At 38.8% G+C, this 15,405-nt stretch carries 13 protein-coding genes; 6 read left to right on the plus strand and 7 right to left on the minus strand.

Annotated features, from left to right (window positions below; translation table 11 throughout):
- Nucleotides 1-83: 83 nt before the first annotated feature.
- Together adk and htpG are read right to left on the minus strand one after the other, a co-directional pair.
- A complete protein-coding gene (adk, locus tag HC725_RS01085) occupies nucleotides 84-731 on the minus strand; it encodes an adenylate kinase (protein WP_190329910.1) in 648 nt (215 codons plus the stop codon).
- A gap of 207 nt (nucleotides 732-938) precedes the next feature.
- The gene (gene htpG, locus HC725_RS01090; RefSeq protein WP_190329911.1) at nucleotides 939-2,864 is read right to left on the minus strand and encodes a molecular chaperone HtpG; all 1,926 of its coding nucleotides are present in this window, start codon (nucleotides 2,862-2,864) and stop codon (nucleotides 939-941) included.
- Nucleotides 2,865-3,101: 237 nt separating this feature from the next.
- Between htpG and HC725_RS01095 the strand changes: the two genes are divergently transcribed.
- The 4 genes from HC725_RS01095 to HC725_RS01110 all read left to right on the plus strand — a co-directional run bounded on the left by HC725_RS01095 (nucleotide 3,102) and on the right by HC725_RS01110 (nucleotide 6,797).
- Nucleotides 3,102-3,953, plus strand: coding sequence for a transcriptional regulator (locus HC725_RS01095; RefSeq protein ID WP_190329912.1), 852 nt, complete (start codon nucleotides 3,102-3,104; stop codon nucleotides 3,951-3,953).
- Between the two features lie 9 nt (nucleotides 3,954-3,962).
- Nucleotides 3,963-4,469 carry a regulatory protein ToxS gene (locus HC725_RS01100; RefSeq protein WP_190329913.1) on the plus strand — a complete coding sequence of 169 codons (507 nt, stop codon included), beginning with the start codon at nucleotides 3,963-3,965 and terminating at the stop codon, nucleotides 4,467-4,469.
- Between the two features lie 289 nt (nucleotides 4,470-4,758).
- Nucleotides 4,759-5,679 carry a TIGR01777 family oxidoreductase gene (locus HC725_RS01105; protein WP_190329914.1) on the plus strand — a complete coding sequence of 307 codons (921 nt, stop codon included), beginning with the start codon at nucleotides 4,759-4,761 and terminating at the stop codon, nucleotides 5,677-5,679.
- Between the two features lie 263 nt (nucleotides 5,680-5,942).
- Nucleotides 5,943-6,797: a thioredoxin family protein gene (locus HC725_RS01110; protein WP_190329915.1), complete on the plus strand. Its 855-nt coding sequence runs from the start codon at nucleotides 5,943-5,945 to the stop codon at nucleotides 6,795-6,797.
- A 50-nt stretch (nucleotides 6,798-6,847) separates the two neighbouring features.
- Here the strand turns inward: HC725_RS01110 and cueR are convergent, their stop codons facing one another.
- The 5 genes from cueR to zipA form a co-directional block, all read right to left on the minus strand.
- Entirely contained in the window at nucleotides 6,848-7,255 is a 408-nt protein-coding gene (gene cueR, locus HC725_RS01115; protein ID WP_190329916.1) for a Cu(I)-responsive transcriptional regulator, read from the minus strand.
- 130 nt (nucleotides 7,256-7,385) lie between these two features.
- Entirely contained in the window at nucleotides 7,386-8,123 is a 738-nt protein-coding gene (locus tag HC725_RS01120; protein ID WP_190329917.1) for a YccT family protein, read from the minus strand.
- Between the two features lie 87 nt (nucleotides 8,124-8,210).
- Entirely contained in the window at nucleotides 8,211-9,296 is a 1,086-nt protein-coding gene (locus tag HC725_RS01125; RefSeq protein ID WP_190329918.1) for a porin, read from the minus strand.
- Nucleotides 9,297-9,857: 561 nt separating this feature from the next.
- Nucleotides 9,858-11,876, minus strand: a complete 2,019-nt coding sequence (ligA, locus tag HC725_RS01130; RefSeq protein WP_190329919.1) for an NAD-dependent DNA ligase LigA — start codon at nucleotides 11,874-11,876, stop codon at nucleotides 9,858-9,860.
- A 116-nt stretch (nucleotides 11,877-11,992) separates the two neighbouring features.
- Nucleotides 11,993-13,003 carry a cell division protein ZipA gene (zipA, locus tag HC725_RS01135; protein WP_190329920.1) on the minus strand — a complete coding sequence of 337 codons (1,011 nt, stop codon included), beginning with the start codon at nucleotides 13,001-13,003 and terminating at the stop codon, nucleotides 11,993-11,995.
- 295 nt (nucleotides 13,004-13,298) lie between these two features.
- Between zipA and cysZ the strand changes: the two genes are divergently transcribed.
- Both cysZ and cysK read left to right on the plus strand, forming a co-directional pair.
- Nucleotides 13,299-14,060, plus strand: a complete 762-nt coding sequence (cysZ, locus tag HC725_RS01140; RefSeq protein ID WP_190329921.1) for a sulfate transporter CysZ — start codon at nucleotides 13,299-13,301, stop codon at nucleotides 14,058-14,060.
- Nucleotides 14,061-14,233: 173 nt separating this feature from the next.
- A complete protein-coding gene (gene cysK / locus HC725_RS01145; RefSeq protein ID WP_190329922.1) occupies nucleotides 14,234-15,202 on the plus strand; it encodes a cysteine synthase A in 969 nt (322 codons plus the stop codon).
- Nucleotides 15,203-15,405 lie beyond the last annotated feature (203 nt).

The following is a 15,405-nucleotide window of genomic DNA, read 5'->3' on the forward strand; positions in this document are numbered from 1 at the left end:
TTCCTTTAGCTAAAAACGGGTATAAAAAAAGCGACTATTACTAGCCGCTTAATATATCAAATTCTCAACTCATTGAATTGAAATTATTTTGTTAATGCAGCTTCAAGCTCAGCACTGACTACATCCACCGCTTTAGTCCCATCAAACTTAAGATAAGTCGTATTACCTAGTGCAGCTTCATTACCGTAGTATTCGATAAGCGGCGCAGTTTGCTCATGATAAACACCTAAACGTGCCAATACGGTTTCTTCTTTGTCATCATCACGGACAACAAGCTCTTCACCCGTAACATCATCTTTACCTTCCACTTTAGGTGGATTATAAACCATGTGGTAAGTACGACCAGATGCAAGGTGTGCACGACGGCCAGCCATACGCTCAACAATAACACTGTCAGCGACGTCAAACTCAATCACATAATCCACAGCAACGTCTAGTGCTTTAAGACCATCAGCTTGTGGAATGGTACGCGGGAAGCCATCAAGTAAAAAACCTTTTTCACAATCATCTTGTGTAATACGTTCTTTGATTAAACCAAGAATAATATCGTCAGAAACTAATTGCCCTGCATCGATAACTGCTTTCGCTTGTTTACCCATTTCAGTGCCAGCTTTAATTGCGGCACGCAACATATCACCAGTGGAAATTTGTGGAATACCAAACTTTTCCATAATGAATTGAGCTTGAGTCCCTTTACCAGCACCCGGAGCACCTAAAAGAATGATGCGCATGACGATTCCTCTTAATTGTTATATTTTCATACCGAAGCTCACAGTAAAATGTGACACGATAAGTTTCGGTATAAGGATGAAGCAGAAAGTTCATAGTTAAACAAATCATTCTGTTCACTTAATGAAGGCCAGAATTCTATCACAAATTCTGGCCTTATTAGTGTTTATGGCGGGGAAATTAGCAAAAGCTGGCTCCTTTCACCTTATTTATTTGCCTAGTAGATCATTCATTGCAATTAAGAAGTGACTAGGATCATCCATTGAACCTCGTTCTGATAACATAGCTTGGCCCAATAAAACTTCAACCCAACGACCAAAAGCTTGCTCATCTGCTTCATCAGCCATACGTTTCACCATATCATGTTCAGGGTTAAGCTCTAAAATGTATTTCACATCTGGTACTTCTTGCCCCGCGGCGGCCAGTAACTTCGCCATCTGTGTGCCCATTTCATAATCATCTGTCACCACAACCGCTGGTGTCGTAGCTAATTTAAACGTGGTGCGAACATCTTTAACTCGATTTCCCAAGTAAGCTTTTGTACGTTCAACGACAGACTTAAACTCTTCTTCTGTTTCTTTGTGCTTTTCTTTCTCAGCTTCATTTTCAAATTTCGATAAATCCAAACCCGCTTTGGTGATTGATTGGAATTGCTTACCATCAAACTCGGTTAAGTAATTCATCAGCCATTCATCAATGCGATCGGTCATCAAAATAACTTCAAGGCCTTTAGACTTAAACTGCTCTAAGTGAGGGCTATTTTTAGCCGCGGCATAGCTGTCTGCAGTAAGATAGTAGATCTTATCTTGGCCTTCTTTCATACGCTCAATATAAGATGCAAGCCCCACGGTTTGATCTGAAGAATCAACATTACTTGATGTAAAGCGTAATAAGGCTGCAATTTTTTCCTTATTAGAGAAATCTTCTGCCGGACCTTCTTTTAATACCATGCCAAACTCTTTCCAGAACGCTTGATATTTCTCTTCATCACGAGAAGCCGTTTTCTCTAACATTCCTAATACGCGCTTAGTACAAGCATTACGTAGTGATTGAGTGACTTTGTTATCTTGCAGAATTTCACGTGATACGTTCAACGGTAAATCATTAGAGTCAATTAAACCGCGCACAAAACGCAAGTACGATGGCATGAATTGCTCAGCATCATCCATGATAAAAACACGTTGAACATATAACTTCAGACCACTTTTATGATCACGATTCATCATGTCCCATGGCGCTTTAGCTGGAATATATAACAAGCTGGTGTAATCACTTTTACCTTCAACTTTATTATGACTCCACGTCATCGGATCGCTAAAATCATGCGAAACATGTTTATAGAACTCAACATATTCTTCATCTGAAATATCAGACTTTGAACGAGTCCATAATGCTTGTGCTTTATTGATTTGCTCCCAACCACTTTCTTTTTTAGTTACCTTGGTGCCATCTTCATTTTCTTCGCCAGTTTCAACGTCTTTTTCAGTCCAAATTGAAACAGGAATACCAATATGGTCGGAGTATTTTCCAATCACATCACGTAAACGATATTCAGATAAAAACTCTTTACCTTCTTCACGCATGTGTAAAATAATTTCCGTACCACGAGATTCTTTGGTGATATCTTCGATGGTGTAATCACCTTCACCAGCAGAATGCCATTGAACTGCTTGATCAGCCGCTAGGCCTGCCGCGCGAGTACGGACAGTGACAGCATCTGCCACAATAAATGCAGAATAAAAACCAACACCAAACTGGCCAATCAGTTGAGAGTCTTTTGTTTGATCTTCTGATAATTTAGAAAAGAAATCTGCCGTACCTGATTTTGCAATAGTGCCTAAATGTTCAATGACATCATCACGAGACATACCGATGCCATTATCAATAATGGTTAATGTATTGGTATCAGTATTAAAAGACATCTTCACACTTAAATCTGCATCACCTTGGTATAAATCACCATTAGATAAGGCCTTAAAACGTAATTTATCTGCAGCATCTGAAGCGTTAGAAATCAATTCACGTAAAAAGATTTCTTTATTTGAATAGAGAGAATGGATCATTAGATGAAGCAGTTGCTTCACTTCTGACTGAAATCTACGAGTTTCTTTATTATGTGTCGCTGTATCGCTCATTAGAACTCCAATATCGATAATATTATTCAAATCGTTATTATCTAAATTGGGCTAACAAATATAAATTCAAGGTAAAAACTCATCAAAACCGTGTTTTTCTTATCAATTTTTATTATGATGATCACGAAAAATATCATAAAACCTAAATTTCGCGGAGTTGGCACTCAAAACTATAGATATTAAAAATTGAGTTCCACAGTGAAAAAAAGCGCTAACCACTCTATTGAGAATACCTAAATGACTAATATCGGCACTAAATATATTCTTGCCCAAAAGTTTATCTTTGATCCATACAGCAATATTTTGCTTGATCAGCTCAATGATAACGAAGTCATACGTTTAGGGAGTAACGAAAGCCGTATTCTATTAATTCTAATCGAACAATCTACCAACGTGGTAAGTCGAGATCAATTACATGAATATGTCTGGCGAGACCAAGGATTTCAGGTCGATGACTCAAGCTTAACTCAAGCAATATCTACATTAAGGAAACTGTTGAATGATTCAACAAAATCACCCCAATTTATTAAAACCATCCCTAAACGCGGATATCAATTAATTGCAACAGTTGAACAATACGCGAGCAACGACATATCAATTAAAAGAGAAGAAGATCAAGAAACAGAAACAGAAACAGACGATTCAACCATTGATGAACAATCGAAATCAACTCATCATCAATCTGAGAACAGTGGAGAGGATTTTTCAAAAGATATAAATCCGTCCTCTACTACAAACTGGATCTGGCGTGCTATTTGGGTCTTCATCATTCTATTACCTATCATGGCCCTAACGACAAAAGAGCCATATTCGACACAATTCAGACAAATAACGATAGTGGATAATATACCGTTACTACAACCAGAAAATCATCCTGAGATTAAATCTTGGTTACCTGCAATTGAGCGCTGTACTAACATTTATCTTAAACAAGTCAAAGGGTTATCAACATTAGAAAAAGTCATTGCAACTGGCAATCAAAATGGCCAAATGGCATTGAATTTTATTCACTCGGTTGAGCATTCGGGTCAAAATCAGTCAGTTATAATTTTTGCTGATCAGACTAATTTTTCTTCAGTTTGCCAGTAAGGGTACGATATGAAAAAGATCATCACCATCATCGCACTTGCAGGATCGATTCTCTTTAGTAGTTGGGCATATTGGCATAGCGACTTTAAATTAAAGCACTTACTAGAATCTCGAGAATGGCAAACAGCCTCTGTTACTCATATGTCAGAGTGGGAGAACTCAGGTAATATTGATAAAGCAAAAATCACCTCTAACGTAAAGTATTTAACTAATGGTACCTACTTAAAGATAACCGCCCTATCTTTGTACAGTAAGCAACTTAAAGAGCCTGCTGAATTAAGGATCGCTGAATCAGGGGAATGGGAATTAAGTGATGACTATATAATCATTACCCCAAAAGATTTTAAAGATGCTTCAGGTATAAGCCCAGCAGGGTTATCAAAAGAGCAACTCGATAAGATCAAAGAACTCTTTAAAATCAATTCTCAGCAAAGCCGAAAAATCGATATTATTAACGATAATACTTTACTCTTCACTACATTGGGTCATGGTTCAAACGTTTTATTTTCACAATAAGAACCTACGAACTTATCTGACGACCAATCTAGCTTAGCCCAAAAGAGGATCATCCCCCTAGGATGATCCTCTTTTTAATCATTTAAAGCTAAAAACCTTACATATCAGACATTAGTAGATAGCGAGAGACCGAGCCCCCATCATATAACCGATAAATTTCCGTCTTAGATAACATTAATTTAACTTACATACTTTATGCTCATTCATATCAATAAAATCAAAAAGTACTCTTACTATAAGATAAACCGATCAATAAGCACTATAATCACCTATGGTGGAAGGAGACATTATGCATATTTTACTTACTGGAGGGACGGGTTTTATTGGTTCGGAACTGATTAAACAATTAGTTGGTCATCAAATCACGGTTTTAACTCGCGCTCCCCACACTGCAAAAAACAAGCTAAAACATACCGATTTCTCTAATATAAATTACATTGACAATTTATCTGCATGGCAAGATCTCAATCATATTGACGCTGTCATAAATCTAGCTGGTGAGCCTATTGCGCAAAAGCGCTGGACTGCAATACAAAAACATAATATATGCCAGAGTCGCTGGGAAACAACCCAACGCATTGTATCTCTTATCAAAGCAAGCTCATCGCCTCCTAGCTGCTTTATTAGTGGTTCAGCAGTAGGATATTATGGTGACAAAAAACAGCATATTGTCACTGAGAAGACATCAACTGAGACGACTAATGACAGCTTTACCCACCACGTTTGCAAAACATGGGAAAGCATAGCCCAACAAGCTAGTTCATCAACTCGGATTTGTATTATACGTACTGGAATAGTGTTAGGAGTACAAGGTGGAGCTTTATCTGCCATGCTCCCTCCATTTCGTTTTGGTGTAGGAGGAAAGCTCAGTAACGGTAACCAATATATGCCATGGATTCATATTCAAGATGCAGTGAGAGCCATTCGATATCTATTAATACAACAAGAAGCACGAGGTATATTCAATCTATGCGCCCCTCACCCTGTACAAAATAAACGTTTTAGCCTTCTACTTGCAAAGACATTGCATCGACCATGCATCATTACCACACCCAAATGGTTGCTGAAACTTCTTATGGGTGAGTCTTCAAACATTTTGTTTGATAGCGTCAGAGCAAAACCCAAGCACCTAACTGAGATAGGTTTTACCTTCACCTTCTCGCATTTAGAGCCGGCCTTAAAGCAAATCTTATTGGTATCATCACGTTAACTCACTCCTAACTTTTCGATTAGTTGTCATTAATCCTTAATAATATAAGGTTATTCTATTCTCACTAACTGACCTTCTTCATTTCATGCTTTAGTGAGGAACTATGACACTAAATCGACTCAATTGGCTATGTATTGGAATTGCCATCGCACTTTTATGGCTCTACTGACAACTATCAAGCCTCAAGCTCTTGAAACTCAAAGATTCGCCCTTATTTCTTATTCAGACTCAGAGACCTATATCTCTAGATTAAGGAATATGACATGCAGACAAATACCATCATTGAGCTTGACGAACAAAATTTTAGAAACGTTATCGAAACCTCGAAACAAACACCTGTATTAATCCATTTTTGGGCCTCTTCCGTACCAGAAAGTACAACTATCCTTAATGAATTACAGGCATTAGCACAACAATATCAAGGTGTGTTACAAGTCGCATTATTAAATTGTGAACAACAGCCAGCATTAGCTGGACAATTTGGTGTTCAATCTCTCCCAACGGTAGCTTTATTTTCTAATGGGCAAGCCGTTGATGGTATGGGTGGGCCACAGACAATTGACGTTATAACTCAAATGCTGAACAAACATTTACCAAGCCAAGAAGATTTACAGTTAAAGCAAGCTATTGAATCAATGGAAAATAGCCAGCACACTGAGGCACTTTCCCTCCTGCAATCCTTACCGACTGAATTAATTCAGCGTGGTGATATCAAATTAGCCATCGCAGACTGTTTGCTCGAAACTCAACAATTTGATCTTGCACGCACACAGCTAGAATCGGTCCCTCTTGAATACAAAGATAACTATTACAAAGGATTAGTTGCTAAATTAGAGCTTCATAAACAAGCTGCCGATAGTCCTGAAATTCAACAATTAGAACGACAATATCAAGAGTCGCCAGAAGATCTTTCAACTCTTTGTGAATTAGCCTTGCAGTATCATCAAGTCAATCGTGATGAAGAAGCGCTTGACTTGTTAATGGGGATATTAAGAAAGGATTTACATGCGCTTGATGGTGAACTTAAGAAAGCTTGCATGGACATTTTAGCTGCGCTTGGGCAAGGCAACAGTCTGGCTAGCCGTTATCGCCGCCAACTTTATTCTCTACTTTATTAATAGAAATGATCGTGAATACTCAATGCGCCGAAAAGAGTGATCTTGGGTATTCACTGACTAACCGATTTACACTTTCCTTGTAAATTATCCATTATTGGGCAAGCAGAGCCTGAATCCCCTGGGCACTCATTAATCCAAGCGGTCAATTGCTGCTTAATATTATTGAGCTCTAATAATTTAACCTCAACTTCATCAAGCTTCTCTTGTGCTTTATGCTTGATCACTGCACTGGTTCGATTTGGATCTTGTGATAACTGCACAAAGCTTTTGCATTCCTCTAAGCTAAACCCTACCGCCTTCGCTCTAGCGACGAGTTTTAACTGCTCAATATGCTTTTCACTGTAAGCTCGATAACCATTCTCTGAACGTAAAGGCTCAGAGACTATTCCTTTGGATTCATAAAATCGAATGGATTTTGCAGAGAGGTTTGTGAGTTTTGCAACTAGGCTAATGTTCATTGAATTCACCGCATTGGGGTTCATAAAATACAAAACCGATCATAATAGAATTATATGATCGGTTTAAGTGTTTTTATCCAATTTTAACTGACAGCCAACAAGGATAAATCAAGTACAGGAAATCTCCACGCTACTCAGCTTTTAGTAACCACGTTAAAATTTCACTGCGTTGCTCTGGTGTTGCTTTTTTATACCAATAATCCAACATTTCGCTTGGCTTATCGCTGCCCTTCAACTCTCCAGATACTTGTTTACGATTTTGAAATGCCCAAGCAGAGAACGCTTGCTTTTGAGGTTCTGACGCTTCGTCATACCAGTATTCAACCATTTCTTGTGGTTTGCTCACTGTTGCGCCCCCAGCCACCTTTGGTGCCGTAGTAACGATCTCGCCAGCCAGCACAATTTGATTCTTTTTATTATAAGCAATAACTTCTTTCTCATAGTCTCGAGTCAGACCATTAGATGCCTCTAACATGCCTTGCTGAGTTGAAACCGGTTTTCCAGTTGTATCCTTAACTACTACTTTAGGCGCTTTATCGAATATCTTTGAGTCTTCAGTTGTTTTCAAAGTGCCATCAGGTGACACTGTGAGTTCGGTATTGGTTGCATTGAAAGTAATAACAATCGGTTTAGAATTAAATTTTTCATATTCGCCACGGCTTTCTACTAGTTTTGACACCTGTACCACGATTTGATTTTGACCATTATCAAACGTAAATTCATCTTTCTTCCCAAGACTAAATCCGATCTCCTCACCATTGATAACTAATGGTTTGATATCTTGATTAAGGTGTATCTTGACTTCTGCAGCGGCTTGAAATGAAGCTCCAATCAAACCCGCTAACAACAAAATTTTAAATGATTTCATATTTCATCCTTAATCTTAAATAAAACGGGCATCTACTAAAGTAGTGCCCGTTTACTATAACAAAATTAATGTGCTAACAAATGTAAATTAGAAATAGTATTCAGCACCAACTAAAACGTAGTTATTCCAATCGCCTGAGTTGTTCATTTCATAATTACGGGAATCAATGTATAGGTAAGTACTAGGTAGCAAATAGCCTAAACGAGCCGTTATTGCAGTATCTGAAGTATTCTGCCCTGTACCATCGGCCATGTCGGCATCATCCGTTCCTGCGTAGCCGACTTTAAATACCCATTTTTGATTTAATACATATTGAGCGGTTGTAGACCAAGCGTTTTGTGTATTACTACCAGCAGCAGAGTCTTGTTCCATTCTTTTATATGCAGCCGTTAAGGTTACATCACCTAAGAATAAGCTACCACCAACAATACCGTAGTTATTTTTATAATGCGTTATTTCAACACCATTCGCATCATAGTCTGGATTCAAAATCAAATTGCCGTTGTTATCGACAATATATTGTGGGTCAGCATCGTCGCCCATTGCTGTGTATTCGCCACGGCTATAATAACCCGCATGAATACTAAACATATCCATAGAATAAGAAGCCGCAACACTTGCTACTAATGCATCAACATTGTTTTCCATTCCGCTGACGGTTGCTTGTAATGCAAACCCGCCCCAGTTTGCTGAGTCATAACGAACTACGTTATCTGCACGATCTTGGAAACCTGCACCAATGTCATTGTTCCAATCAAATACGTTACCTAAACCAGGGTTTGAGTGTGGCCAATCGACATAGTTATATGTAGCAACTAACTGACGACCAAACTTAAATGAACCAACGCCATCAAAATCCAAACCAAGGTAAGTATCACGAGCACCTAGTTGACCTGATTTAGAACCATTGTCTGCGTTACCACCTTCAATTTGCCAGACGAAGTTTGGTGCAAAATCTTCAAATTCAACCGTACCGCGGAAACCTACGCGAGACTCAATAACAGTACCAAAGTTGCTGTCATCTTGGTCGTTACCGTAGATCATAAAGCCAGCCGCTTGGCCGTAAAATTGAACTGCATCACCTGCAAGAGGAATGGCCGCATTTGCTGTACCAGTTACTGCTGCAAGAGAAATTGCAGCGCCGAGTAGCGTACGATTAAATATTTTTTCCATGGAAAAGCTCCTAAAAAATGAACATAGCTGTTTTTTTGATTTCCTTACCGATTTAAGTGGCCGCCGAAAGCGATAAGGTTAATTTTTCAATTATTTCGCTTAGCAAACTAACCAAGCGGAAAATTCTCTTTCTTACTGTCTAATACACATTGTGCATTCACGCTATTAAGACTATCTTCGCAGCAAAAAACATCAACATTAACTTAATTCTTTAACAAAAAAATATGAGTGAGTGCAAACTTTCCCGCCTAAAGTGATATAAATCACACTATACCCCCCAGTCTCAAACTTAATTAATTATCACTTTAAAACAATAAGTTAAGCGATTTTAAACATAAAGATCACATTTTTTTATATTTATTGATATATTAGTAATTTATTGTTTTATTCAATTCATTTCCAATTCAAATTAATCGAAACTGACAGATAACAAAAAAGCACCCGCGAAGGTGCTTTCTTGTCATTGAGGTTTAAATAGGCTCTTTTTTAACACCTAAAAGTAAGTTCATTTAGATTATGGTAAACATCCATAAACCATTAAAATTGTATTCAAAAACCTCATCATAGTTTGTTCAGGCAGACAATTAACTGTTGCTCATCTTGAATTTCCACACCTAATTCCTGTGCCTTTGTTAATTTAGAACCAGCGGCTTCACCTGCAAATAGAATATCCGTCTTTTTAGAAACACTGCCAGCCACTTTTGCCCCTAATGCTTGTAAGGCGGCTTTCGCTTCATTACGATTCACATCATTAAATGTTCCTGTTATCACAACCGTTTTTCCAGCTAGAGGTAATTCATTCTCATTCGTTCTCGGCTCAATATCTGGCCAGTGAATACCTTGTTCTGTGAGCTGCTGTATAACTTTCACATTTTGTTGCTCTGCAAAAAAATGAACAATATGCTGCGAGACAATTTTACCGACATCGGGTACTTCAATTAACTCTTCTAGGGTTGCAGTTTGTATTTTATCAAGTTTAGAAAAATACATAGCTAAATTTAAAGCAGTTGCTTCTCCTACCTCACGGATCCCTAAAGAATAAAGAAAACGCGGCAAAGTCGTTTGTTTTGACTGCTCTAGCGCATTAACCACATTTTGTGCTGATTTAGATCCCATCCGATCCAATCTTGTCAATAAACCCGCACTTAATTTAAATAGATCAGCAGGTGTTTCTACCATCTCTTTTTCGACTAATTGTTCAAGCACTTTCACACCGAGGCCATCCACATCCATCGCCTTACGTGATACAAAGTGCTTTAGTGCTTCGATTCGCTGAGCTTTACAAATTAGCCCTCCAGTACAGCGAGTAATGGCTTCCCCTTCAACTCGTTCCAAATCAGAATTACATACAGGGCAATATTCTGGGTACAGAACAGATTTAGCATCACTAGGACGGCGTTCAGCTACCACACCTACTATTTTGGGGATCACATCACCAGCACGACGAACGATAACCGTATCCCCAATATGAATATCTAGCCGTTCGATTTCATCGGCATTATGTAAAGTAGCATTACTGACCGTCACCCCACCAACATAAACAGGCTCAAGTTTTGCGACCGGTGTAATCGCCCCAGTCCTTCCTACTTGAAATTCAACACCATTAAGAATGGTCATTTCTTCTTGAGCCGGAAATTTATAAGCGATAGCCCAACGAGGTGCCCTCGCCACAAAACCCAGTTCTTCTTGCAGCGCAATATCATCGACCTTAATGACCACACCATCAATTTCATACGCAAGTTGTGAACGGCGGCCAAGAATATCGTGATAGTAAAATTTCACTTGCTCTAAGCCTTCAACCACTTTGGTTTCTGGACACATAGGTAAGCCCCATGACTTAAGCTGTAGAAAACGTTGATAATGACTCTCCGGAAGTTCTCCTCCTTCCACTACGCCAACACTGTAGGCATAAAAGCTTAAAGGGCGAGTGGCGGTCACTTTAGAATCGAGTTGTCGTAAACTTCCCGCAGCTGCGTTACGAGGATTAGCAAAAGGTTTTGTGCCATTTTTTAATGCTTTCTCATTGAAGCGATTAAAACCGTCAAGCAGCATAAATACTTCTCCACGCACCTCTATTCTAGTTGGCCAGTCTTTACCTTGGAGCTTCAATGGAATAGCTTTAATCGTTTTTACGTTGGTAGTGATATTTTCCCCTGTTGAGCCATCACCTCGGGTTGCGGCTTGTATTAATACACCATTTTCATAGAGTAAACTTACCGCTAAACCATCAAGCTTTGGTTCACAGCAAAAAGTTTCTTTCCCTCTATTATCAATCCGAGCTTTGAGTCTTTTATCAAATGCTTCTAATTCTGCATCTTCAAATGCATTATCGAGAGAAAGCATCGGAATTTCATGCTGCACTTGGCTAAAGCTAGAGAGTGGTTGACCACCTACTCGCATCGTAGGTGAATCATCAGAGGCATATTCAGGGTATTGTTGCTCTAATGACGTTAACTCTTTCATTAAACGATCATATTCAGAGTCCGTTACTTCTGGTGTATCTTCAACGTAGTACCGTACACCGTGGTAATGAAGTGTCTCTCTCAATTGTTCAATTTTTTCTGCAATATCTTGTGTCATTATCTTTTCACCTGAGTGTTCCTATCACAATTACTCATAATAGATATCATTGACCTACAACCTAAACAAAAAAGGCTCCCCAAATAGGAAGCCCGATTTATTTAAATATTTATTTCTTAATTCGATACTCGAGCCATAAACTGGCGAACTTGCTGGCGATAAGCCGACAAGCGATCTGGCGTCATTAAATTGCGTTTATCATCCAATACATTGGCACCAAGATCATCCGCGATTTGCTGCGCAGTTCGTAACATCTCTTTAAAGGTTTGATCTGCATCACCATATCCTGGCAACGTCATAAAGAAAGACAAACCTTTAGTTTTAAAATCAGCAGGATCATCATGAGCTAAGGTTCCAGGGTTCATCATATTAGCAACACTAAATAAAACTTTACTATGTTCATCAGTGTCTATACGGCGGTGAAAAATATCCATGGGACCATAAGTAAGTCCATTTTTAACCATGCTAGCGAACAGTTGCGTACCAACAAACTCAGTAGTTCCAGCGGAATGAACGTGGAAAACAATAACCTCAAGATCATCACTTTGTGGTTGTTCATCCACATGACCTTGTTCAACACTCCGAGATGTTTCAAGCGTTTTTTCATTTTCAGCTGTATAACTTGGCTTTTCGTAAGGAGTTGATTCCGTAGATAACGTTGCTGTCGATTCAAATAACGGAGAATCTTCTTTTTTACTCACAATCGGCTCAGGCTCAGAGCGGGTTGGTGACACCTTTACTTGCTCTTCTGTTAAAGAAAAGCTTACATTATCAACCTTCAATTCATGGTTAGAAGTCGTATCAATTACTGGTATATCTTTATCTTCTAATCTCTCATCGCTTTCTTTTGCTGAAAATTTGTTACTACTTGCGAAAGATACATCTGAACTTCCGAATAATGGATCAGCTTCTTCAATAGGGTCGGATGAAGCAAATTCGGGTTCTTTTCTTTCTTTAGTGACAGGTTCAGAATCTAGAATAGGCTCTTTCGCACCTTTCAACTTTTTAAAAGGCTTATCTGAAAACTTTGCCTTACCTTCTTTTCTGTTTGTCCATATACCGTGCACTAACAGACCAGCGATAGCTAATCCGCCAACAATAATGAGTACTAGTCGCAATTCCTGCATTGGTCACTCTCAATTCTATAATGTGATAATTTTAAGCCGTCTTGATCTTAGAAAAAGATACCATGAGGCATAACAAAACGAATATGGCTACTTTACCAAAAGTTTATATCTTTTTTGAACCAATTAATGTCAGTATTCTGAATACTTTATCACGCATTTTGACTTTGAGCCCAATAACACCAGTCTAATTGAACTTTTTTATCCATTGAGTGTTGAATAATTAGACGACGAAAGCTCTTATATGGGTAGAATAGTAGTGCGACCTCTTTTTCACAATGAATTACATGGAGTTTTTATGTCTTCAACACCTTCATCTTCATTACAATATCCGCCAAGAAGTGGGTTTGGTTATTTCCGATATGGATTACAACTTTGCTTTCAGCCTGGAATACGACGTTTTGTTATTTTGCCTTTGCTTATTAATATTCTGCTATTTGGTGGATCATTATTCTATTTATATTCGAATCTAAGCGATTGGTTGGGTCATTGGATTGATTCAATTCCTGATATGCTGTCTTGGTTATCATATATCTTATTGCCCTTGCTTGGATTAACCATTATTGCCACTTTCAGCTATTTCTTTAGCACAGTGGCAAATTGGATCGCAGCGCCTTTTAATGGTTTGCTTGCAGAAAAATTAGAAATACAACTCACTGGGCAAACGCCAACCGACCAATCTCTTTTCTCGTTAGTAAAAGACACCCCAAGAATTATGCATCGTGAATGGATAAAACTGGTCTATTACGTACCTAAAGCATTGGGGTTACTCATTCTGCTCTTTATTCCTGCGCTAGGACAAACGGTCGGTCCTGTGCTGTGGTTTATTTTTTCCGCTTGGATGATTGCCATTCAATACTGTGATTATCCTTTTGATAACCATAAAGTGAGTTTTCCTAAAATGAAAGACGACTTACAATCCAATCAATTTCTAACCTATAGCTTTGGGAGTTTAGTCGCGATATGCACGATGATACCTATAGTCAACCTAATTGTTATGCCTGTCGCAGTCTGTGGTGCTACCGCTATGTGGGTTGAACGCTATCAACAACGAAATTAACCTAAACTTAGGAAATTACGTATTTTTATAATTAAAGAGGTATGGTTCAATTCTCCATATCTTATAACCATTAATTCCTTTTCCATCCCCTATGCAGGAATTATGATTTTTATATAGCCTAACTTTTGTTCGGCCACATTTATCACCCATACCGTGAATGAAGGAACATCCAAATGACAAAAATTTATGAAGACAATTCTCAAACCATAGGTAACACACCACTGGTTCGACTTAATCGAGTCAGTAAGGGTAATGTGTTAGTAAAGGTTGAATCGCGTAACCCAAGCTTTAGTGTCAAATGTCGTATTGGTGCCAACATGGTGTGGGAAGCAGAGAAATCAGGCCAATTAAAGCCAGGCGTTGAGCTTGTAGAGCCGACCTCAGGGAATACCGGCATTGCACTAGCCTTTGTTGCTGCTGCGCGTGGTTATAAACTTACACTAACAATGCCTGACTCAATGAGCATTGAACGCCGTAAGTTATTAAAAGCGTTAGGTGCTAACCTAGAATTAACAGAAGCAGCTAAAGGCATGAAAGGCGCTATTGCAAAAGCGGAAGAAATTGTTGCTAGCGATCCAAGCAAGTACCTATTATTGCAACAGTTTAATAACCCTGCCAACCCAGCGATCCATGAGGCTACTACTGGTCCTGAAATTTGGGAAGCAACCGATGGCCAAATTGATGTGTTCGTATCTGGTGTTGGTACTGGTGGTACTTTAACTGGTGTTAGCCGTTACATTAAAAATACCCAAGGAAAGGCGATCACCACGGTTGCCGTTGAGCCGACAGAGTCTCCTGTTATCTCACAAGCATTAGCAGGTCAAGAATTGACACCAGGACCACATAAGATCCAAGGTATCGGTGCTGGCTTTATTCCGGGCAACTTAGATTTAAGCTTAATTGATAAGACCGTAAGCGTCACTTCTGAAGAATCTATTGAAATGGCACGCCGTTTAATGGAAGAAGAAGGCATTTTAGCTGGGTTCTCATCTGGCGCAGCCGTTGTAGCGGCCAACAAAATAGCAGAACTACCTGAGTTTGAAGGGAAAACTATCGTCGCCATCCTTCCTAGCTCAGGTGAGCGTTACCTTAGTACCGCTCTATTTGCAGGTTTATTTACCGAAAAAGAGAATCAACAATAAGGGTTCAAATCAATTTTTTACCGAAAAAAGCTCCTTTATGGGGCTTTTTTGTTGATCCCTACCACGCCTTTAGTAATAATCGGGATGTTTTATTTTTCGCTTCAAAATAAAGAAGCTAAATTAATAGCAAAATGACTATTAAGAAATAGACAAGCGTCACTCATATAATTGAAACGAAGACAAACGGCGATAATTTTTATGTA

The sequence above is a fragment of the Vibrio sp. S17_S38 genome (assembly GCF_014694375.1).
Taxonomy (GTDB): Bacteria; Pseudomonadota; Gammaproteobacteria; order Enterobacterales; family Vibrionaceae; genus Vibrio.

Bases quoted from the DNA above. Each gene is read 5' to 3' on its own strand.
- adk (WP_190329910.1), bottom strand. From the start codon at position 731: ATGCGCATCATTCTTTTAGGTGCTCCGGGTGCTGGTAAAGGGACTCAA.
- htpG (WP_190329911.1), bottom strand. From the start codon at position 2,864: ATGAGCGATACAGCGACACATAATAAAGAAACTCGTAGATTTCAGTCA.
- HC725_RS01095 (WP_190329912.1), top strand. From the start codon at position 3,102: ATGACTAATATCGGCACTAAATATATTCTTGCCCAAAAGTTTATCTTT.
- HC725_RS01100 (WP_190329913.1), top strand. From the start codon at position 3,963: ATGAAAAAGATCATCACCATCATCGCACTTGCAGGATCGATTCTCTTT.
- HC725_RS01105 (WP_190329914.1), top strand. From the start codon at position 4,759: ATGCATATTTTACTTACTGGAGGGACGGGTTTTATTGGTTCGGAACTG.
- HC725_RS01110 (WP_190329915.1), top strand. From the start codon at position 5,943: ATGCAGACAAATACCATCATTGAGCTTGACGAACAAAATTTTAGAAAC.
- cueR (WP_190329916.1), bottom strand. From the start codon at position 7,255: ATGAACATTAGCCTAGTTGCAAAACTCACAAACCTCTCTGCAAAATCC.
- HC725_RS01120 (WP_190329917.1), bottom strand. From the start codon at position 8,123: ATGAAATCATTTAAAATTTTGTTGTTAGCGGGTTTGATTGGAGCTTCA.
- HC725_RS01125 (WP_190329918.1), bottom strand. From the start codon at position 9,296: ATGGAAAAAATATTTAATCGTACGCTACTCGGCGCTGCAATTTCTCTT.
- ligA (WP_190329919.1), bottom strand. From the start codon at position 11,876: ATGACACAAGATATTGCAGAAAAAATTGAACAATTGAGAGAGACACTT.
- zipA (WP_190329920.1), bottom strand. From the start codon at position 13,003: ATGCAGGAATTGCGACTAGTACTCATTATTGTTGGCGGATTAGCTATC.
- cysZ (WP_190329921.1), top strand. From the start codon at position 13,299: ATGTCTTCAACACCTTCATCTTCATTACAATATCCGCCAAGAAGTGGG.
- cysK (WP_190329922.1), top strand. From the start codon at position 14,234: ATGACAAAAATTTATGAAGACAATTCTCAAACCATAGGTAACACACCA.